This is a genomic window from Peribacillus sp. P4_C12 (genome assembly GCF_056402095.1).
On the sequence record NZ_JBFUIB010000016.1, the window covers coordinates 1 to 20,356 of the forward strand.

The 20,356-nt window shown below is 36.5% G+C and carries 22 protein-coding genes; 14 read left to right on the forward strand and 8 right to left on the reverse strand.

The window, feature by feature from the left end:
- Window positions 1–556: 556 nt before the first annotated feature.
- On the reverse strand, window positions 557–985 hold the full coding sequence (locus AC1DUW_RS05560) for a collagen-like protein (RefSeq protein ID WP_053347491.1): 429 nt from the start codon (window positions 983–985) through the stop codon (window positions 557–559).
- 141 nt (window positions 986–1,126) lie between these two features.
- On the opposite strand from AC1DUW_RS05560, the gene AC1DUW_RS05565 reads away from it, so the two are divergent.
- Entirely contained in the window at window positions 1,127–1,390 is a 264-nt protein-coding gene (locus AC1DUW_RS05565) for a hypothetical protein (protein WP_477642164.1), read from the forward strand.
- Here AC1DUW_RS05565 and AC1DUW_RS05570 read toward each other — a convergent pair.
- Together AC1DUW_RS05570 and AC1DUW_RS05575 are read right to left on the reverse strand one after the other, a co-directional pair.
- Window positions 1,366–2,307 carry a DNA-3-methyladenine glycosylase family protein gene (locus tag AC1DUW_RS05570; RefSeq protein WP_477642165.1) on the reverse strand — a complete coding sequence of 314 codons (942 nt, stop codon included), beginning with the start codon at window positions 2,305–2,307 and terminating at the stop codon, window positions 1,366–1,368. The genes AC1DUW_RS05565 and AC1DUW_RS05570 overlap by 25 nt on opposite strands.
- A 264-nt stretch (window positions 2,308–2,571) precedes the next feature.
- Window positions 2,572–3,711 carry a LuxR C-terminal-related transcriptional regulator gene (locus AC1DUW_RS05575; RefSeq protein ID WP_340891276.1) on the reverse strand — a complete coding sequence of 380 codons (1,140 nt, stop codon included), beginning with the start codon at window positions 3,709–3,711 and terminating at the stop codon, window positions 2,572–2,574.
- 221 nt (window positions 3,712–3,932) lie between these two features.
- Here AC1DUW_RS05575 and AC1DUW_RS05580 point away from each other — a divergent pair, with 221 nt between their 5' ends.
- From AC1DUW_RS05580 to AC1DUW_RS05600, 5 genes are all read left to right on the forward strand, one after another.
- Window positions 3,933–4,688 carry an SDR family NAD(P)-dependent oxidoreductase gene (locus AC1DUW_RS05580; protein ID WP_053347494.1) on the forward strand — a complete coding sequence of 252 codons (756 nt, stop codon included), beginning with the start codon at window positions 3,933–3,935 and terminating at the stop codon, window positions 4,686–4,688.
- Between the two features lie 63 nt (window positions 4,689–4,751).
- Window positions 4,752–5,495 (forward strand): SDR family NAD(P)-dependent oxidoreductase, encoded by a 744-nt coding sequence (locus tag AC1DUW_RS05585; RefSeq protein ID WP_053347495.1) that lies wholly within the window; start codon window positions 4,752–4,754, stop codon window positions 5,493–5,495.
- A 432-nt stretch (window positions 5,496–5,927) separates the two neighbouring features.
- Complete coding sequence (locus tag AC1DUW_RS05590) at window positions 5,928–6,527, forward strand: bifunctional transcriptional activator/DNA repair enzyme AdaA (RefSeq protein ID WP_053348163.1); 600 nt, start codon at window positions 5,928–5,930, stop codon at window positions 6,525–6,527.
- On the forward strand, window positions 6,514–7,041 hold the full coding sequence (locus tag AC1DUW_RS05595) for a methylated-DNA--[protein]-cysteine S-methyltransferase (RefSeq protein ID WP_053347496.1): 528 nt from the start codon (window positions 6,514–6,516) through the stop codon (window positions 7,039–7,041). Before AC1DUW_RS05590 ends, AC1DUW_RS05595 begins: the two co-directional genes overlap by 14 nt.
- Window positions 7,042–7,755, forward strand: coding sequence for a 2OG-Fe(II) oxygenase (locus tag AC1DUW_RS05600; RefSeq protein WP_053347497.1), 714 nt, complete (start codon window positions 7,042–7,044; stop codon window positions 7,753–7,755).
- Between the two features lie 118 nt (window positions 7,756–7,873).
- Here the strand turns inward: AC1DUW_RS05600 and AC1DUW_RS05605 are convergent, their stop codons facing one another.
- Together AC1DUW_RS05605 and AC1DUW_RS05610 are read right to left on the reverse strand one after the other, a co-directional pair.
- The gene (locus AC1DUW_RS05605; RefSeq protein WP_053347498.1) at window positions 7,874–8,497 is read right to left on the reverse strand and encodes an NUDIX hydrolase; all 624 of its coding nucleotides are present in this window, start codon (window positions 8,495–8,497) and stop codon (window positions 7,874–7,876) included.
- Between the two features lie 176 nt (window positions 8,498–8,673).
- Entirely contained in the window at window positions 8,674–8,946 is a 273-nt protein-coding gene (locus tag AC1DUW_RS05610) for a transporter suffix domain-containing protein (RefSeq protein ID WP_236694971.1), read from the reverse strand.
- A gap of 442 nt (window positions 8,947–9,388) precedes the next feature.
- Between AC1DUW_RS05610 and AC1DUW_RS05615 the strand changes: the two genes are divergently transcribed.
- From AC1DUW_RS05615 to AC1DUW_RS05635, 5 genes are all read left to right on the forward strand, one after another.
- Window positions 9,389–10,423 carry an ROK family transcriptional regulator gene (locus AC1DUW_RS05615; protein ID WP_053347499.1) on the forward strand — a complete coding sequence of 345 codons (1,035 nt, stop codon included), beginning with the start codon at window positions 9,389–9,391 and terminating at the stop codon, window positions 10,421–10,423.
- A 56-nt stretch (window positions 10,424–10,479) separates the two neighbouring features.
- Window positions 10,480–11,712 carry an MFS transporter gene (locus AC1DUW_RS05620; RefSeq protein ID WP_477642166.1) on the forward strand — a complete coding sequence of 411 codons (1,233 nt, stop codon included), beginning with the start codon at window positions 10,480–10,482 and terminating at the stop codon, window positions 11,710–11,712.
- 167 nt (window positions 11,713–11,879) lie between these two features.
- Window positions 11,880–12,260, forward strand: a complete 381-nt coding sequence (locus tag AC1DUW_RS05625) for a VOC family protein (RefSeq protein WP_053347501.1) — start codon at window positions 11,880–11,882, stop codon at window positions 12,258–12,260.
- Window positions 12,261–12,510: 250 nt separating this feature from the next.
- Complete coding sequence (locus tag AC1DUW_RS05630; RefSeq protein ID WP_053347502.1) at window positions 12,511–13,191, forward strand: copper homeostasis protein CutC; 681 nt, start codon at window positions 12,511–12,513, stop codon at window positions 13,189–13,191.
- Between the two features lie 494 nt (window positions 13,192–13,685).
- Entirely contained in the window at window positions 13,686–14,558 is an 873-nt protein-coding gene (locus AC1DUW_RS05635) for a DMT family transporter (protein WP_053347504.1), read from the forward strand.
- Between the two features lie 108 nt (window positions 14,559–14,666).
- Here AC1DUW_RS05635 and AC1DUW_RS05640 read toward each other — a convergent pair whose 3' ends face one another.
- Together AC1DUW_RS05640 and AC1DUW_RS05645 are read right to left on the reverse strand one after the other, a co-directional pair.
- Window positions 14,667–15,125 carry a VOC family protein gene (locus tag AC1DUW_RS05640; protein ID WP_377377705.1) on the reverse strand — a complete coding sequence of 153 codons (459 nt, stop codon included), beginning with the start codon at window positions 15,123–15,125 and terminating at the stop codon, window positions 14,667–14,669.
- Between the two features lie 158 nt (window positions 15,126–15,283).
- Window positions 15,284–15,793 (reverse strand): GNAT family N-acetyltransferase, encoded by a 510-nt coding sequence (locus AC1DUW_RS05645; RefSeq protein ID WP_053347506.1) that lies wholly within the window; start codon window positions 15,791–15,793, stop codon window positions 15,284–15,286.
- Window positions 15,794–15,997: 204 nt separating this feature from the next.
- Here AC1DUW_RS05645 and AC1DUW_RS05650 point away from each other — a divergent pair, with 204 nt between their 5' ends.
- From AC1DUW_RS05650 to AC1DUW_RS05660, 3 genes are all read left to right on the forward strand, one after another.
- Window positions 15,998–16,564: a sigma-70 family RNA polymerase sigma factor gene (locus AC1DUW_RS05650; protein ID WP_053347507.1), complete on the forward strand. Its 567-nt coding sequence runs from the start codon at window positions 15,998–16,000 to the stop codon at window positions 16,562–16,564.
- Window positions 16,561–17,700, forward strand: a complete 1,140-nt coding sequence (locus AC1DUW_RS05655) for a DUF4179 domain-containing protein (protein ID WP_477642167.1) — start codon at window positions 16,561–16,563, stop codon at window positions 17,698–17,700. Before AC1DUW_RS05650 ends, AC1DUW_RS05655 begins: the two co-directional genes overlap by 4 nt.
- Before the next feature lie 236 nt (window positions 17,701–17,936).
- A complete protein-coding gene (locus tag AC1DUW_RS05660) occupies window positions 17,937–19,325 on the forward strand; it encodes an L-cystine transporter (RefSeq protein ID WP_053347509.1) in 1,389 nt (462 codons plus the stop codon).
- 175 nt (window positions 19,326–19,500) lie between these two features.
- Here AC1DUW_RS05660 and AC1DUW_RS05665 read toward each other — a convergent pair whose 3' ends face one another.
- Window positions 19,501–20,178: a phosphatase PAP2 family protein gene (locus AC1DUW_RS05665; protein ID WP_053347510.1), complete on the reverse strand. Its 678-nt coding sequence runs from the start codon at window positions 20,176–20,178 to the stop codon at window positions 19,501–19,503.
- Window positions 20,179–20,356 lie beyond the last annotated feature (178 nt).

The window sequence follows — 20,356 nt, forward strand, 5'->3', positions numbered from 1 at the left end:
GACCTTTATCCTTCGCTATTTGTCTTCCTTCCATATAAGAAAAGGAGGTCGTTAATAGGAGAATCAAAAATAAGCTCAATGATAAGACTAACCCAAGAATCTTGGTTTCTAGCGATACTTTCTTCATATTCAACAGCATCCTCAATTTTCATTTCCACTTTTTAAATTTTATAGGAATATAATGATTTTACCATTTCTAATAAATAATGAACATTAACCCTGTAAAAAAGAGAGAGCTTGTTTTGAAAAAGATTTATCAAACCAAGCCCAAAACCTGTTCAATACTAAACGGTATTTTTATCTTATAAAGCTTGTGGAACTACTTGTTGAGTTTTACTAAAATCAGCCTTTTCTACGGGATAATTTAACCAGAGAGGAGGACAATCAACAGTAGGATTTGTTGAATAATGGTTTTCTTTGGCTTGTCCTGATTCTATCTTGCTTTGAAACCCTTTCTAATTGGAAGAAAGCAAAGCAGTTTAAAGCTTAGATTATCAAATTTCTCCAATGTTCAAAGGAGATATTCTGACTAACATCCCCTTTGAATACTTTATTCTCAAAAACATGTAAATGAATTAATTTGTCTTGTATCAATGCCAAAGACCGTCCAGAACCTGCCATTCCATCTGAAGCCTGCAACAGATCGCGGACCGACAAAAATGGGATAATACCAGAAACTTGCACCATTATTTAACCATATAAATGTATTCCGGAATAAGCAAAATGAAATGGCTCCTGGATCTACAGCAAATGTTGAAGCCGATTGTTGGAGAGGGATAAACGATGGCGGAGGGGCCGTTGGCGCTTGTGAACTTGGTGGTGATCCTGGTTGGCCCGGAAATCCTGGTGCACCTGGAAATCCCGGTTGGCTCGGAACCCCTGGTAAACCAGGTAATCCAGGTATACTTGGAAAGCCGGGTAGACCTGGAAACTGTCGTACAAGATAATCTTGATCTTCATAATGATACATTGGGTACATATACATAGCCATTCACCTCTACATGATTGAATGTAATAAGATATGGTGAATAGGCTTGAGATGGTTGGGCAACTTTGTAATTATTAGGGGGATTCTCACTTAGTACGCTCTGTAAAACATTATTGTAAGCGAAAAGGGAAAACATTTTTGACTCAATATATCTATATGGCTTCTCCAATGAAACTTCCTGAAGGTTCGTTTGACCTTAAGCCAGTCTCACCTGAACAATCAAATGTTTTCAAAGATGAATTGGATTTCACACATTTACATGTTGAAGATATTACGATAGGGCATCAAAAACAGGATTTTCATATAGTTCCCACATTGAAAAATGAACATTCAAAAGCCCGCTTGAACCCAATTCAAGAGAGCTTTACCATGACTTTTCAATATAGCAATCTCCATAAATAGAACGTCGCATAAGACTCCCAATTGGCCCACGCTCCTGATAATTTGAGAATTTCTTCTTTCGTAGGTTTTGCTTCAGTTTCCATAACCAATTTCATTGAATTATGCAACCCGACATCATCAATTGGAAAAGCTGCTGGAAAACGTAAACAGCGCATCAATACATAGTTCGCTGTCCACGGACCGATTCCACGAATTTTGGTCAGCATTTTTTCAGCCGCTTTAACATCCTTAGCATTTAACAACTCTTCTTTTGTGAGATCTCCTCGAACCATCAGTTGGGCCACGCCAATTAAATATTCGCATTTCTTCACGGTCATCTTCATTTCTACTAAATCTTCTACGGTTAAATTCGCGATCACTTCAGGCGTTGGGAACAGCCAATATTTCTCTCCTTCATATTCTACAGATTTACCGAATCTCTCAACAAGTCTCCGTTTCAATGTATAAGCATACGTCAAGTTGATTTGCTGTCCAAGAATTCCCCAGGCAATAGCTTCAAATAAATCTGGGATACCTATATTTCGCAGACCATAAAATTGACTTACTGGCCTTTGCAATAAAGGATCATTTTTTGCTAACTCATAAAATGGAAGCAGATTCCTGTCCAGATCAAACCATTGTCGAATGTATAGGGAAACGGCTTCATGAACATGTTCTTCTATTGAAGTAGTACGACCTAAAAATCGAACAAAAATCATCGTGTCGTTCTCAGCTCGGATTTCCACTAATATTGTCTCGTTTTCTACGAATAAGGCACGATAAATTTTTTGATCAACAATTTCGAATAGACATTCATTGGAGGATCGTGACAGGTAGCTCAAGTTTTCCGAAAAGCTAAACTCTCTGGGGGCGTGGATGATCAATTCATCCTTCTCTTTATCAAGTAATTCTTTGTTCATTTTATATGGCTCTTTCATTTTGCCCCTCCTTCTTCACGTTCTCTTTATTCTAATCCTATTTCCAAAAAATTAATTACGTTATCTTGCACTTTCCTTCTAAATTTGGACGGAGTATGAAAACAAACAAAAAAAGTAATGAATCCTAGAGGCTGAAAGTCGAGAAAGCATAAGTATACCAAAAGAAAAAAGACCATTATTTTTGGTCCTTCTTAGTGTTCATCATCATATATTAGGTTTTCCTAAGACCCTCTCATTGTTGACGGATTTGCAAAAGGGGGGGAATTAATTTAATAAACCTAATCGAAAAGCCAGGGCAACGACTTGCGTCCTATTTTTTGCTTTTAGTTTAGTCATTAAACTGCTCACATAATCTCTCACCGTATGCTCGCTTAAGAACAATAATTCACCTATTTTTTTATTGTCGTACCCTTCCGAAAGCAAATCAAGAATCGTGGTTTCTCTTTCTGTTAAGTGAAGATCGGAAGTTTTTGCCACTTCTTCACCTTTTCTTGAAAAATATAAACCAAGACGGTTCCCGACTTGTTCTAGTAAATCTAGTTCACCTTTTGAACAATCAAATTCTTCACCTAATTGATCAAAAGTAAGCCATCCAAACAATTGATCTTGATGGGTGATCGGTATAAAGATAACGGAAGACAGATTAAATAATTTTACATGTTCCTCTTTCACATAATTTTTTGGATTTTTTAAATAAATCGGCTTTTTGGAACTTAAAACCGTATTCTGCTCACTAAGCTGTCCTTTCATGCTCTGTACCTTTGGAAGCTCTGCACCAATTACACCATAGAATTGATTCGACCATGGGATATAAGCGTAAAAAACACATCGTTTATAGTGAAAATACTCTTCACATTTTTTTAATATATAGGCTAAATCATGGACTCCTGAAGAGCGAATCAGGAGTTTGTTTAATTTGTCTAATAATTGTAGCCTTTTAAGTTCCCTATTTTCATGGGGATTTTTCTTGGTAAGATCTGTAGTATCTGCATCTACCCAATTGTTATAACTATGGACAAGGTAAGTAAAAATAGATAATGAAAACATTAATATAGGAATGATTCGGTTATGTTTTATTTGGATCATGAGTGTAATCAAAGATTTTTGGAAAATCAATTGAAACAGGTTAAAACTTTTCATATTTAATATCGATAGCTGAGATTGAAGCCAATTGTCAAAGTGGCTAGCTAAATCTTCATCGATACCTACAATATTCGATTGGGTTAATAGTTGAAAAAATGAATGCAGCAACGTATCAGTTATTTTTCGATCTGACTCGGAAATGGAAGGTTCTAGACTGAGATAGATATTTATATTTTCTTCAATCTGTTTGCTATGAGTTTTGATGAACAATACGAATTGTTGAAACGTAATTTCTTCATATGGATGAAATGGCTGAGTCATAAGAAATTCTTCTCCTTCAAACAAAATAACCCTATAAATGGAGGATATTCACTCTATTATTATACATCATCTTATAGGATAGTATTTCAAACTGAACGTAGTAAGATGAATGTGTAGCAAGTTAGTAAATCTTTTTGAATCCGATTTCGAATAGTAAAAAGGTTCTTTGTACACAATTTTATACATGATTTTAATAAATATTGAAAGGATGCGTACTTGTAATGAGACTTGAAAATAAAGTAGCCATCATAACCGGTGGAGGTACAGGAATCGGTAAAGAAACAGCCTTATTATTTGCTAAAGAAGGAGCAAAGGTTGTTATCACAGACATAAATCAAGAATCTGGAAATCAAGCAGTAAAAGACATTCAAACAAACGGGGGAGAAGCACTTTTCGTCCAACACGATGTTAGCAAAGAGGAAGACTGGAAAATGGTTGCAGAGGAAACCATCAAGATTTTTGGCAAAGTTGATATTCTTTTCAACAATGCTGGAATTTATAAAATAAAACCTCTTGCAGAGATTGAAGTAGAAGAATGGAATCTTTTAATGTCTATTAATGTGACTGGCGTATTCCTAGGAATGAAACATATCATGCCTTTGATGGCCAAACAAAATAAAGGTTCAGTGATTAATGCTTCCTCCATAGCAGGTTTGATGGGATCTCCAGGACATGTTCTATATGGTGCTAGTAAAGGAGCCGTACGTATTATGACAAAAGATGCGGCGATGGAATATGCTTCTGCGGGGGTTAGAGTGAACTCTATCCATCCTGGATACATCGATACTGGAATGGCAGACTATGCTTCTGAGGTAACTGGAAATTCAAAAGAACAATTAGGTGCAAATTTATTTCCTTTAGGACATCTAGGATCTGTAAAAGATGTAGCAAATACAGTACTATTTCTTGCTTCTGATGAATCAGCTTACACGACAGGTGCAGAATTTGTGATTGACGGTGGGGCAACAGCAAGATAAAAGATTTAGCAATGTTAACAATAGGATATCGACTTGAATTAATTGCAGAATGGAGAGATTGATATGAAATTAAAAGACAAAGTAGCAATCGTAACAGGTGGAGCAAGTGGAATTGGTGAAGCGACTGTTCGCCTTTTTGCTGAAGAAGGAGCAAAAGTGGTCATTGCTGACTTTTCAGAACGTGGTAAAGACATATCAGTAGAATTGAATACGAATGGATATAATACATTATTTGTTAAAACAGATGTAACAAATGAAGAAGATATTAAACAGATGATCAATGAAACCGTGAATAAATACGGCAAGCTAGATATTATGTATGCAAATGCTGGAGTTGCTGATGATGCACCAGCACATGAATTGTCCTATGAAAAATGGAAACGAACCATCGATATTAATTTGTCAGGAGTATTCCTTTCTGATAAATATTCGATTGAACAGTTTCTTAAACAAGGTACAGGCGGTGTCATTGTTAACGCTGGTTCTATTCATAGTTTTGTTTCATTACCAAATCCAACAGCCTATTCCTCTGCAAAAGGTGGCGTGAAGCTACTAACTCAAAACTTATGTACTGCTTATGCAAAAGATGGTATTCGTATTAATGCGGTCTGCCCTGGTTATATTGACACTCCTTTACTTGCAAGTGTTGATCCTCAAACGAAAGAATATTTAGTTTCTCTTCATCCACAAGGCAGACTTGGAAAACCAGAAGAAATAGCAAAGGCTGTCTTATTTTTAGCAAGTGATGATGCTAGTTTTGTTAATGGTACAACCCTTCTTGTTGATGGGGGCTATACCGCACATTAATTTAAATTAAGGGATATCTTTTAATAACCAAGCAGTCTAAATCGTAGATCATTTAGAACTGCTTTGTTATTTCATTTTGTATAAAAAAAGTGAACTAACTCTTTCATCAACTGATAGACCCTTTTGTGATTCACAACCAAACTATGTTTGCGAAACAGCCAAGTTATCACTCTGCCATAAATTAATTCTATTTGTCGCAAATACTCCTGGAGCTTTATCTACCTTCCTTAACAGATTCAACCTATTTATAGTCACACAAGAAAAAAATCGATCACTAATATAGTGAAAGGCTTTTTTCTTATTTTTTCGGTCAGCCATCTTCGGCGTCTTTTCCTATTCCTATTTGAAAGAAATTACGTTATCTTGCTTTTATATTATCGAAATGTTTGTATATCAATACTTTCTTGTATACTAATTGGAGAGGTGAATGTGATGAATTTGAAAAAAACAGACATTCCGAATGATTACTGGAAAGCTATTGTAGAGTGTGACACAGCGTATGATGATCATTTTTTATATGGCGTAAAAACAACAGGCATCTTTTGTCGGCCCTCTTGTAAATCCAGGGTGCCCAACAAAGAAAACGTGCAGATTTTCAAAAATGCCAATATGGCTTTAGAAGAAAATTTCAGGCCTTGTAAACGCTGTAAACCCGAAGGCTTGAATCTGCCAACAGATGAGTGGATTGAGCAAATAACTGAATGGATTGAGCAACATTACAGCGAGCCCCTCACCTTGAACACATTGGCGGATATTTCTCATGGCAGTCCCTACCACTTACAAAGATTGTTTAAGCGTGTGAAAGGTCTATCGCCTACTGAATATATTCAACAGCTTCGCCTTGAAAAAGCAATTAGAATGCTTGAAAGCTCCGAACAGCCGGTAACCGAAATAGGATTGGCTGTAGGATTTTCAAGCACCCCCTATTTTATAACGTTATTCAAAAAGAAAACGGGATATACACCATCAGGATATCGAAAAGCTTACCATCAAAACTTGAAAAAGGAGCGTGAACAACATGATGAATGTTAAAGAGCAAACAATAGATTGGGCCATTTTAAAATACGATAAGTGGCAATTATATGTAGCCAAGTCTGAAAAGGGCCTTTGTTATGTAGGTTCACCTGGTCAATCGTATGATGAGCTGAAAACTTGGATACAAAAACGCTTCCCCTTGACGAACCTTGTTGAAAATGAAGAAGCCTTAAAGCCCTATCTAAAAGAACTGTATGAATATTTCGAGGGAAATCGACAAACTTTCTCATTACCCGTAGATGTTAAAGGAACGCCATTTCAACAAGAAATTTGGGCAGCATTGAATCAAATACCCTATGGAAAAACCTATTCCTATTCTGATATTGCCGAGCACATTCAAAGACCTAAAGCTGTTCGCGCAGTCGGAACGGCTATCGGTGCCAATCCAGTTCTGATTACAGTGCCCTGTCATCGGGTAATTGGAAAAAATGGAGCCATAACTGGGTACCGCGGAGGAACGGAGATGAAACAATATCTGCTTCAATTAGAAGCACAAAATGGAGGGAGATAAATGAATAGGGAGTTGAATTCACCAATCTACACACTTGACTGGGGCCAAATTCATCAAACATTGGACGACCAAGGCTTTGCAAAATTGCCTGTCCTGCTTACTCCTGAACAATGTCAAAACTTTATCAATTTGTATGACCAAGAAGAACTATATCGAAACACAATCAACATGGGACGTTATCGCTTCGGTGAAGGCGAGTATAAATATTTCGATTATCCTTTGCCTGCTTTATTGCAGGAGCTACGTACAGCATTTTACCCTGAACTCGCAATAGCTGCTAATCGATGGTTGCACCAATTAGGGAAAGAAGCCATTTATCCTGATACGTTAGCTGCTTTTTTAGAAGAGTGCCATGAAAAAGAACAAACCCGTTCAACCCCTCTTATTCTTAAATATGAAGCAGGCGGCTATAATTGTATGCATCAGGATCTATATGGAGACGTTTATTTCCCGTTCCAAGTTGTATTTACACTAAATCAGCGGGGAGTCGATTATACAGGAGGAGAATCCATTCTTGTGGAACAGCGCCCCCGAGCCCAAAGCCGAGGGCATGTCATCACGCTAGAACAAGGAGAAGCACTCCTCTTCCCTACGAACCACCGGCCAGTAGAAGGTAAACAAGGATATTACAAGAATACGATGCGTCATGGCGTAAGCACTCTTCAATCTGGAATACGCTACGGGATGGGAATCATTTTTCATGATGCAAAGTAACGGTACAACACAATGACATTGAGATTTTCAGCTTTTTGAACACAACTTAAGCCCCAACAAAACTCGAATTGTTTTGTTGGGGCTTAAGTTTTAGTTAGCTTTGGTCAGAACCTGAAAGCTATGATAAGTTTTCTCTGATCAACCTAATAATGCTTTTATAATAGGAAATATCATGCGGCACAAATTTATCTCTGCCAACATATTGATCTATCATCATTCTATGGTCATCTTGATTGATTTCAAAGCCTTGGATATTCACTTCTTCTTTTGTTCCGTCCCACAGGTCTTCAAAATCAGCCAATTCAACTTTTACCATCCCTGAAACTTCTTCTTTTTGTAAGGTGAAGTCACTGAAACACTGAGTACTTTCATATAGAAATACGTTAGCTAATTCTTTGTCGATGAAATTTTCTTTTGTTACATGATATTCAATAATCCCTAGTGGGACCAACTCAGCGAATGAAACATCGATGCCTATTTCTTCTTTAATCTCCCTTACACCGTCGTATATCGTTTCATGAGCCAGCAAATGTCCGGCAGCCGTAATATCCAATAGGTTCGGATAATCTTTTTTCATCGCACAACGATGTTGGAGATAAAGATAATCTACTCCCGCTTCTCTACTAACGAACCAACAATGGAATACCTCATGCCAATATCCTATTCTATGTACTTCTTCACGAGTAGCCACGCCGATTTGTTTACGATCCGCATCAAATACTTTCAACATCTCATTTTCCATATTTCGCTTCTCCCTACTTTTTATTTTTTACTTTTCGTCTCCAAACATTAAAAAGAAACTGCGACATAGAGGACAATATGGGATGCAGGTTAGATATAGGTGGTGAAAAAGAGCCAAGATTTAATGTGGTTCTATACCCTCACTCTTTTTTACACTACCTTCTAAACTTTTATTTTTCATTTTCCTGCTTTTTCTTTTTTCCAATTTTTCGGGTTTAAGTAACTTTTAAAGTTAGCAGCTACTTCTTTTCCGACTAAAAGTGCACCTACCCAGAACATTACTTCTGCAAAGACTATTGCACCTGTTATGACCCCCGCTTTTACCGCCGTTGGAAATGGCGTAAAAGGAGCTATTACAGGAATAATCCAAGTGAGAAGAGACACTATTAGAAAACCCATTCCTATTTTGTAAAACTTCGATTTCGTTACTTCCTTACCTTCTTTATCCAATTAAATAACCTCCGTTATGATTATGCTCATTTAATTTTTCCGGCAACCATTTTACTTTCAATATACCATTCTCTAAATATATTCTTTTTTTATACGTTTGAATGGACATTTCGTTTCATTATAAATGAAAATAAAAAAATAGTTGATAGTGAAAGCATAATCAATAAGCCACTGAGGTTACCTGGGATGAAAAATAGAGTAGCCAAACAGGATGGTTTATAGGTAACAAATGTACAATTCTCCTCCACAATTGGGCCATATAACATCATTGTTACTCGTGTTATAGGCCAGATTCAGAAAGAGTAATGCTAGTATTTGTAAGTTGTATAAATAATAAATATTCATTTTCGATTTCCATTGTTTACCAAACTTGTATATGATATAGTATCATCGTAACTTATTAAAGATCTTTAATAAGTTTTTATATTAGGTGGTGAACATTATGAATGAGTTATTCGTTACTCCAAAATCTAGGAAGAAGGTTATCCTTAATGGTATTCGTACAACTCTTTTAGAACTTGGAAGTGCAACAAAAGTTGAACTCAGCGATAAATTAGGAATTAGTTTCCCGACAATAAGTAAATTCCTAGCGCAGATGGAGAAGGATGGCGAACTTATTTTAGTCGGCCTCGATGATTCTAGTGGTGGAAGAAGAGCAAAACGATATGCCTACAATCCTGAACATATGTTAGGTTTAGCACTATTTTTAGAGAGAACAGAGACAAATTATACAATTTTTAATTGTTTGGGTGAAGTGAAGGAACAGGGAAAAACGTCAAGTGTATTAATAGATGATGATCTAAAATTATTAACCAAGTATATTGAAGACATAATAGCTAAATACTCAAAGATTAGTTCTATGGCAATTGGTGTCCCTGGTTCGGTTGATAATGGTCGGATTTTTTATATACCAGGCTACGAGCATTTTCAAAATTTTGATTTAAAAGGATACTATGAGGATCGTTTTTCTATACCTGTGGTAGTAGAGAACGATATGAATGCCGCAGTTCTTGGATATCACAATAATAAGGGGAATAATGACAATCAATCTCTTATATATTTGTATTCCGGTCAGAATGGTCCAGGTGCAGGAATTATGATAAATGGAGACGTGGTGCGAGGAAGTACTTTTTTCTCGGGAGAGGTTTCATTCGTCCCGCAGTATGATGACCGAAATTTTCTGCAAGCTTTAGAAAATGGAAGTGGACCTAATAAAGCAACTATCCGTGAGGAATATGAGATTGATGCAATTAGCCGTTTAGTAGCTACGTTTGTAGCAATCATTAACCCTCATACGATCATCTTTTGCAATGATGAAGTGAACAAATTAATAATAGACCAAATTGTAATAGGGAGCTCAAAATATATCCCACTAGAACATCTTCCAGAGATAACAATGAGTGATTGGAAACAAGACTATCTATATGGATTACAAAATCTTGGACTTGATCTCATGATCACTGGAACAAGCAGGTAAAACGAATCAGAAGTAAAATGGAGCACCGCAAAAAAAATTAAAGGCGGGTTATATACATGGCTACATTCTTTTTAGTAATCATCTATTTGGCTTTCATCAGCTTAGGTTTACCTGATTCATTGTTGGGAGTTGCATGGCCTGTGATGCAATTGGAATATGGAGCACGGCTTGAGACTGCTGGCTTGCTTTTTATGACGATAGCAGGTGGTACAATTATTTCCAGTTTAGCAAGCGGAACTGTGCTTAAACGGTTCGGAACTGGGAATGTTACATTTGTCAGTTGCTTAATGACTGCTGGGGCTTTGCTAGGTTTCACTTTTGCACCATCGCTTGTTTGGTTAATTATTTGTGCCATACCACTTGGATTAGGTGCAGGTTCTGTTGATGCAGGATTAAACAATTATGTTGCTACACATTACAAAGCACACCACATGAGTTGGCTACATTGTTTCTGGGGAGTTGGGGCTACACTTGGTCCCATCATTATGTCTCAGTTTATTTCAGAGCAAAATTCTTGGAGACAAGGATATCTTGCTATTGCTGGAATTCAGTTCGCATTAGTTGTAATCCTATTCTTCACTCTGCCTTTATGGAATAGGGTCGCAAGAAACAGCAATGTTACTTTAAGTGAAGAGCCGGAAGATTCAAAAAGTGTATTTTATGATGAAGATGCTAAAGATATAAAACCTTTGAAGATTAGGGGAGTTAAGCTAGCTCTGATATCTTTCTTGTTTTATTGTGGTGTTGAAGCAACAATGGGCCTATGGGGAAGTAGCTTTCTGGTAAATGTTAAGGAGTTACCCGTAGCGGTAGCTGCACAATGGGTTTCCCTATATTACGCAGGAATAACAATTGGCAGATTTATTACAGGTTTTATTACTTTAAAGGTCAGTAACCGTACTCTCATTCGGGTAGGCCAAATAACAGCATTGGCTGGTGCGGTACTTCTATTCTTACAATTACCGTCTAGTTTCTCACTTGTAGGCTTTATCATGATTGGATTAGGATTAGCACCGATATTTCCGTGCATGTTACATGAAACACCAGCACGCTTTGGAAAGGAGCATTCTCAGACAATTATGGGCTATCAAATGGCTGTTGCCTATACAGGTAGTACGTTCCTGCCTCCTCTTCTTGGTTTCATTGCATCTCAATCAACAATAGGAATCTTCCCGTTTTTTATTGTTGTTTTTGTTGCAGCAATGATATTTGGTTCAGAAAAATTAAATTCCTTATTGAAAAAAAAGGATTTATCAAAGGGGAAAAATACGAATTCTAAAGTACTTTAGTGATATAGAGTTTGCATTGATAACTACGTTGCTTATTTTTATATTAATGAGAATAAAGATTTGTAGTTGTTTAGTATGAAAAAAAACTGATAAAGAGACAATGTTGAATGATTATGTGAAAAATAATAAAGCAAAGCGTTAATTATACAAACGAAAAGGTGAAGATGATGAAAATTGAACATGTAGCTATTTGGGTGAATGATCTGGAATCAATGTGTGCGTTCTACGCGCAGTACTTCAAGGGCACAGCCAATCGTTTATACCGTAATACGGAAAAGCAATTTGAATCCTATTTTATTACTTTCGAAAATGGAGCACGTCTAGAAGTTATGCGACAGAAAGGAATACAAGATAAAATGACTACCCCAATAACAGGATATGCTCATATCGCTTTTTCTGTGGGAAGCAAAGAGAATGTCGATCAATTAACAGAAACGTTAAAAGCAGCAGGATACCCTGTGTTGAACGGCCCACGTATCACTGGGGATGGTTATTATGAAAGCGTAGTAAGTGACCCTGAAGGAAATCAGATAGAGATAACAATCTAACAGAAAAGCAGACCGCATGATAAAATTGATTGTGACTGTAGTTACATAGGTTTAAGAAAGTTTTTTTGAGAAATGAAATGCTTATTCTTTTGTAATGAAACTTACTTTTATAAACAAGTTTAGTGTCACTGTTCTTCTGACACTTAAATTGTTTTATCCAAAAATTAATGAACAGCAACAAAATGATATACTTTTATTATTCTGATTCCTATGAAGGATACCAAAGAACTTGTCAAGAAAGGAAAATCTAATGTACATTGAATTTATTGCCACAACCATAGAAGATGCCCTTTTAATTGAAAAATCAGGTGCAGACCGTATCGAGCTCGTTTGTGCTTTAACTGAGGGTGGTTTAACTCCCAGTTACGCCCTGATAGAAGCTGTCGTCAGTTCGGTAAGCATTCCAGTCAACGTGATGGTAAGGCCTCATAGCCAATCATTTCAGTATTCTCCTGATGATTTAAGTATTATGAAAAATGATATAAAGATTATTTCCTCATTGGGGGCAAACGGCGTCGTATTGGGTGTATTAAATGAAAAAAATGAAATCAATCAAATATACCTGGAAGAACTATTAACAGCATGTGAAGGTTTGGAGATTACATTCCACCGAGCCATCGATGATACTCCTGACCCAGTACGAGCTGCTGAAATGCTAGCACAGTATCCGGAAATTACAACGATATTGACGTCCGGTGGACATGGTGATTTCTCAACCCGCATGCAAACCATTCACCAAATGAAAAAAGCCTGCGGCGACATCTCGATTTTAGTCGGCAGCGGCTTAAATAAAGATAATATCCTTTCTATCCATTCCGAACTAAATACCGGTTACTATCATTTTGGTACAGCTGTTAGAAAAAAAAGCAGCTTAATTGAAGGAGTTCAATTAGATAAAGCGAAAGAAATTGTAAACATGCTAAAGATTTAATGAAAAGATTCTGTTATTTTAATTTCATCATTGGGAAAGGGACCATTTTTTTGGTCCCTTCAGTTTGTCGACAAAAGCGGTTATATCTAATTGTTAAAACAAAGTTGATTGGAACGGAAGGTGCGAGACTCCTGCGGGAAAAGCGCGTCCAAGGGAGACCCCGCAGGCGCAAAGGCGCCGAGGAGGCTCCCGGACCGCCCGCGGAAAGCGAGTGCCTGGAGTGGAAATCAACGTTCGAATTTTTTTGGTCCCTTTTATGATTGATTCATTAAATTTTTGATTCATAATAAAACCCAATTCATTGAACAGTTATATACTCCATTCAACCAAATTATTGTATGATTAGGAAAACATTATGAAAGTGAGCTGAAATCTGATGATGTATTCACCACTATTTGAAAATGATGTACCTGTAGTTATTCTCCCTTAACGGTAGAATACTACAACTCCGTTAAGGACAGAATTATTTGTCTAGAGAAAACGGAGGGCGCAAAATGAAAAACACCTTATTAGGTTCTTTATATTTATCACTCGCTGCTAGTATTTGGGGCGGGATGTATGTTGTGGTAAAGGTTGTGGTAGACTCTGTTCCACCACTTGAATTAGTATGGTTCCGCTATGTAATTGCAATTGTTGCATTGCTAATTATTGGTGTTGTAACAAAACAATCATGGCGTATTGAAAAACGAGACTGGTTGTTAATTTTCATGATTGGGCTTATTGGAAATACAATTTCCATTGTAACCCAGGAAATTGGTACAATGCTCTCTACTGCACAAATGGGTGCCATTATAACTTCAACAACACCTGCATTCATGGTGCTATTTGCGCGAATTATTTTAAAAGAAAAAATTACGTTTAAAAAAGCACTTTCAATTATTCTAGCTACAATTGGTGTCTGTATTATAGTCGGAAATGCGCATATCAATTCATCTAATCAACTTGGTGCGGTATCGTTACTTATTGCAGCACTAACATGGTCGCTTATGTCTGTTCTTATTAAGCGTGTCCCCGGGCAATATTCACAAATTGTGGTAACAACCTATGCTATTCTTGTTTCAATTGTCTTACTTACGCCTTTTACAATTAATAGATTAGATAAACTCGACTTCCAAGCCATGATGCATCCAACTATTTGGGGCGGTCTTTTATACTTGGGAGTCATATCGACAGCATGTGCCTTTTTACTATGGAATCGCGGATTGCAAATGCTTAATGCTTCAAGTGGCGGATTATTTTTCTTTTTCCAGCCTATAGTCGGTACCTTTTTAGGGTGGTTATTGCTAGGTGAGCAAATTGGCTTGCTTTTTTGGATGGGTACTATATTAATCTTTATTGGTGTTATCTTTGTCATTCGAGAAGAATAAGCATCAGGAAAAAGCTGATTGGTGTTATTGCCGATCAGCTTTTTATATAACTTTTAATTTTTAAACACTTTATTATTTTCTAAACGACTTTATTAATAGATAAATGAGTCACTTAGTAAGTAATTCTTCCCATTCTTCAAGTGAAAGTTTATTGGTCATATGCTTATATGCATCAGGTACTTCTATTGAACACATAAGCTCCAAACTATTACCATCTGGATCATTAAAATAGACGGAAGCGTTTCCTTGATGAGGACGAACAAAAGGTTCAATGGACGTTCTTTTTCCAAAAGGGACAACTTCAATTTGCAGGGATTGAAGCCAAGTCAAAGCATTTTTCATGTTTTCATAAGATACTCGAAAAGCGATATGCCGTAGTGAAGGGTGATATGGAGTTTGATATTCTTCCCCCTCCCACAGACCTACCCAACTTTTGTTTTCCTCGATCCAAAAGAAGGCAGTATCTTCATCCTTCCATGCCATTTTCAAGCCTATTTTCTTATAAAATTCCATTGAAATGGCTAAGTCTTTAACAGGTAAATGGGCTTCATATAAACCTTCTATCATAGTAGATTCTCCGTTCTCATTCTAAGTAATGAAAGCTTTTACTATTCTTGCGAAACATAAATGCCGGTAATATATTTTGGGAATGTTGTATGTTCTATCATTTTTTTCATTGGTTCATCTCCTGAATATCTCAATCGTCTATTTTTCAGTCCGAATTTTTATAGTGTCCTAAAATAATAGATAAACGTTTCCTTTTGACCGTGGTGTTCATTTTTTTCCTCATTAATTGAAATCCGTTTAAATCCGTTTCTTTCTAAAACTTTTTGAGAGGCAATATTGTTACTTGTTGTTTTCGCATGTATCTGGTTTACACTTAATTCTGCCGCTGTGTTTACTAATAGCTTTAATGCTTTATTGGCTATTCCCCTTTGCGTATACTTCTCTCCAATTCTATAACCCACATGTGCCGAGCCATTGGTATTATCAATATCAACCAAGTTAATTCTTCCGACAATTGAGCCTGAGTCATTCTTAATGAGATAAAAATATGAAATATTTTCTTCTTGTTCTTTTAATAATTCCCTATGTCTATTTTTAAACGTTTCGAAGGTATAATAATCATCTCCACGACTTGGGACCGTTTGTTCAAAAAACCTTCTATTATTGCATTCAAATGTAAATAACTCTTCCGCGTCTCGTTCATTTAGCCTATTAATAAATATTTCCATCACTACTCATCCCTTTCCAAAACACTTGGCTCATCTTTACAAAGTTTGATAACTTCAATACCCTATAATTCAAGAAACCTATTTACATATCCTTCCTGATAATACCTGCCCTATCAAGTTCCCAAATCTTTTTGAGAATAAATATTTTTCCATACGTTGTATAAAGTGTAAAAGCTTTTACAAAAAAACAAGGSGAATCATTACATGAAGTCTACTGATAAGAATTTTATCGAGCGGTTACAACGACAAGAAGAAGACGCATTAGAATTTATAGTTGATAATTATTTGCCATTGATTAAGGGGATCACAAATAAAATTCTCTCCCCCCTTAAGAACGAAGGAATTATTGAAGAATGTATCAATGATATTTTTCTCTCAATCTGGAACAATTCGAAAAAGTTCCATGGCGATTCAACAGATTTCAGAAAATGGATTTGTGCGATCGCTAAGTTTAAATCGATTGATTCCTACAGAAAAGCTACTAAGAAAGTGGAATTTACGTCAAGTTATACCGATGTGAATCTAGAAAAATCAGCAGAAGACGAACTGATTATGATGGAAGATAGAACGGAACTACTTCAGTTAATCGAGCTTTTAGAGCCTGTTGATCGAGATATTTTTATCTTGAAGTTCTTTCTAGGTTTTAAGAATGAGGATATTTCGATAAAACTCGGGTTAACCAAAGCTTCGATTGACAATCGAATTTATAGAGGAAAGAAGAAACTAAATCAAAAAGCTACGAATCTAAAGTTAGGAGGTAGCGTAGTATGAAGGATATTTATGAATTATTAAATGATATAGACATAGACGAAACTGAATTTGAGGAAATGGAAGTTACTGAACTAGAAAAAGCTAAAGTCAAAAGAACTCTTAAAAAATCAATAAGCAAGAAGAAAAAAATGAAGGGTTGGCAAAAGAAAGTTCTGGTTGCTTCCATTATATTCGGATTATCCACCGCAACCATTGGATTATCGTTCACAGCTTCTGCTAAAAGCATTCCTTTGATTGGAGATATTTTTAGCTTTTTTGGTAATGGAAATACTGGTCTCTATGATGATATCAAGAATGATGGAAAGGGTCTTTATAGTGATTATAAGAACTACTCCAACGAAATTGGCCTTACCGAAGAAAGCAATGGCCTTACTTTCACGATAAATGACGCCATTTATGATGGAAAAACAGTAACCATCACTTATACCATTGAAAGTGAAGAAGATTTGGGTGACGGATCATTCTATATTCCCGGCCCACAAATAAAAGAAATGAAAGCCCAAGCAGGATCAGATGGAATTACAAAAGTAGCAGATAAAAAATATGTAGGCTTACTAACGGCTAGTAACTTAGATGAGCTTAAAGAAGATACGGTAAATATAGACTGGGATATAAACAGCATTAGTATTACCGACACGAATAAAGAGATAAAAGGAAATTGGAACTTTGCCTTCTCTCTAAAAGCAACGGAAAGCAACGAAAAGGTTATCAATAAAAGTGTAGATCAATATGGAGTAAAGGTGTCCGTTGAAAAAATCGCGATATCACCGATGTCCTTTGTCGTTCATTACAATCAAGAAGTTTCCGACTTGGTTAAAAACAAGTGGGATGAGGTCTATGTTGAATTGACCATTAAAGATGACTTAGGAAATGTGTACGCTGGACAAGGCAACGGAGGAAAAGGTTTCGGTTCTTATAATATGAGCTGGAGTAAGACCTTCCAAAAAATTGATCAGAACGCTACGAAACTGATTGCAACTCCTCATTTGTCCTTACGTAATTTCACTTCAGAGAACCATGGGGAAGTAACCATAACGGAAGATGGTAAAGAAAAGGTGTCATCCTTCCCAACAAAACCAAGTAGTGCTCCCAAAGAGTTGGTATTGGATGATATCGTGTTTGATTTGAAGAAGTAATAATTGTATCTATGAGAGGTATACTGAAACCCTGATCCGTGAGTGGAGAAAGGTTTATGTATATCTCTCTTTTATTGTTCCTTCTTATTCAGTTCTTGAATATGGATAAATACATGAATTCCTCTCCAAGTCAAAAATAAATAATTTTCTTCTGGTAAATAAATAAAAAATGATGTATTATAATTTCAGATATTAATTAATCTTATTTGGTTAATCGGAATTGAGGAGGGAAATATATGATTGGTTATGTATTTTTAAATCTTGCTATTATGCTCGTACTTTTAGGCGTTTTATTTTATATGAATAAGAAACATGTTTCTTTTACAAAAAGGGTCTTTACTGGACTTGGATTAGGGATTGTATTCGGACTTCTTTTGCAGTATTTCTATGAACCTCAATCAGAAGCGATTGTTAAATCAGTCGATTGGTTTAACATTGTAGGTTCTGGATATGTTAAGTTTCTGCAAATGATTGTTATGCCGCTTGTTTTCATCTCTATCTTGTCAGCCTTTACAAGGTTGAAACTAACTAGCAATATCGGAAAGATCAGTGTCCTGATTATCGGGATCTTGCTTGGAACGACTGCGATTGCAGCAGCCGTGGGGATTACATCCGCAACTGTGTTCAATTTAGAAGCCGTTCAAATTGAGCAAGGAGATGCAGAGTTAAGCCGTGGGGATCAAATAACGGAAACATACGGTACCATTCAAGATAAAACGATGCCGCAACAAATCCTTGAATTGATTCCGTCAAATCCGTTTCAGGATTTAACTGGAGCCCGTCCCACTTCAACTATTTCTGTTGTGATTTTYGCTGCATTTCTTGGGATTGCCTATTTAGGGGTCAAAAGGAAGCAGCCTGAACATGCTGAGTTTTTTGCTAAAATAGTAGATACATTGCACAGCATCATCATGCGCGTGGTAACGTTAATTCTACGTTTAACGCCTTATGGAATCTTGGCGATCATGACTAAGACGGTAGCGACAAGTGATCTGGACGCTATCCTGAAATTAGGAAAATTCGTGGGAGCCTCTTATGTCGCCCTAATTGTCATGTTCTTGATTCATTTGTTATTGTTGACGCTTGCCGGATTGAATCCAGTGGTATATTTGAGAAAAGCTTTCCCAGTATTATCGTTTGCCTTCACTTCAAGAACAAGTGCGGGTGCTCTGCCATTGAACATCCAAACACAGAAACAATTAGGAGTGTCTGAAGGAATTGCCAACTTTGCTGGATCCTTCGGTTTGTCGATTGGTCAAAACGGCTGTGCCGGCATCTATCCGGCTATGTTAGCCGTCATGATCGCTCCAACAGTGGGTATTGACCCTCTAACACCATCCTTTATTGCCATGTTAATTGCCATTGTAGCCATTAGCTCTTTCGGGGTTGCTGGCGTAGGTGGAGGAGCAACTTTTGCTGCTATTCTAGTATTGTCAGCAATGAACTTGCCAATTGCCTTGGCGGGACTGTTGATTTCCGTTGAGCCATTGATCGATATGGGAAGAACGGCTGTGAATGTCAGCGGAAGCATGACTTCAGGTATTCTAACAAGTAAAATAACGGGTGACCTGGATAAGGAAAAATTCAGCGAAGAATCATCATTGAAAATAGAAGCTGAAATGTAAAAGCAAAAGCACCAATCTTCTTATTTCTTGAAGATTGGTGCTTTTTTTATTGTCTGTATAATGATTTTACTTAAGAAGCCTATATAAAATGCCACTGTAAGATATACGCTCCTTAGAGCTGGTATCTTACAGTGGCATTTTTCTGTAAACGGATCAAGGCATTTTCTCAAAAGACCTATAAATCCGTATTTTTTATTTCTTTTTTTATTTGTCTCCCTGCATAATGATTGATCTGATAGGCTGATAGTGCTTGGAACATATACTGTATCGAAACATACACCCCACATGCAAGGAGTATTCCTGCTAGTACATCTAAAACAGCATGCTGTTTCGTAAATAGCGTGGATAAGATAATCAGTGTTCCAAATGCAGTGACACTAGCAAACTCCCATTTATGCTGGTCTTTCCGTTTATACACAACGATCATCATAATAAATGTTGTCAGTACATGAATACTAGGTAAACAGTTAACAGGTTGATCATGACTATAAACAAGTCGAACTAAATTGGCAAAGATATCGTTCCCCACCACTTCTGGACGAGGTACGGTCGTTTGCCAAAAACAATATACAATAAAACAGATAAGTTTTCCGCTAATCAAACTACCTAATGCAACAAAATAATGCTTGCGGTCAACAAAACAGTAATAAATCATCAATCCATATATATACGGATACCAAAGTAAATAAGGAACGACAAATTCTTTAATGAAGGGAATCTCCCCATCTATTAGAGTCGTAACATCGACAGCATGACCTGTTGATTGATTGATGATCGAGTAAATAGAACTAGTAACTACCAAAAGTAATAAATAACATAATGGGTGAAAAGAGAAAAGAGTATTGTTTTTCATAGTTCGCTCCGGCTTTCAATATATTAGTTATTTTCCAAAGATTATTATACAACATTTAGCACTCAATTGGACTCATAACATGCTAGATTTAATGATTCCCAGGAACTATTAAATGGATATCTTTGACTCTTTCTAATAATAGACCTTCTCATGATAAAAAAAGCCATGGTATGTTAAT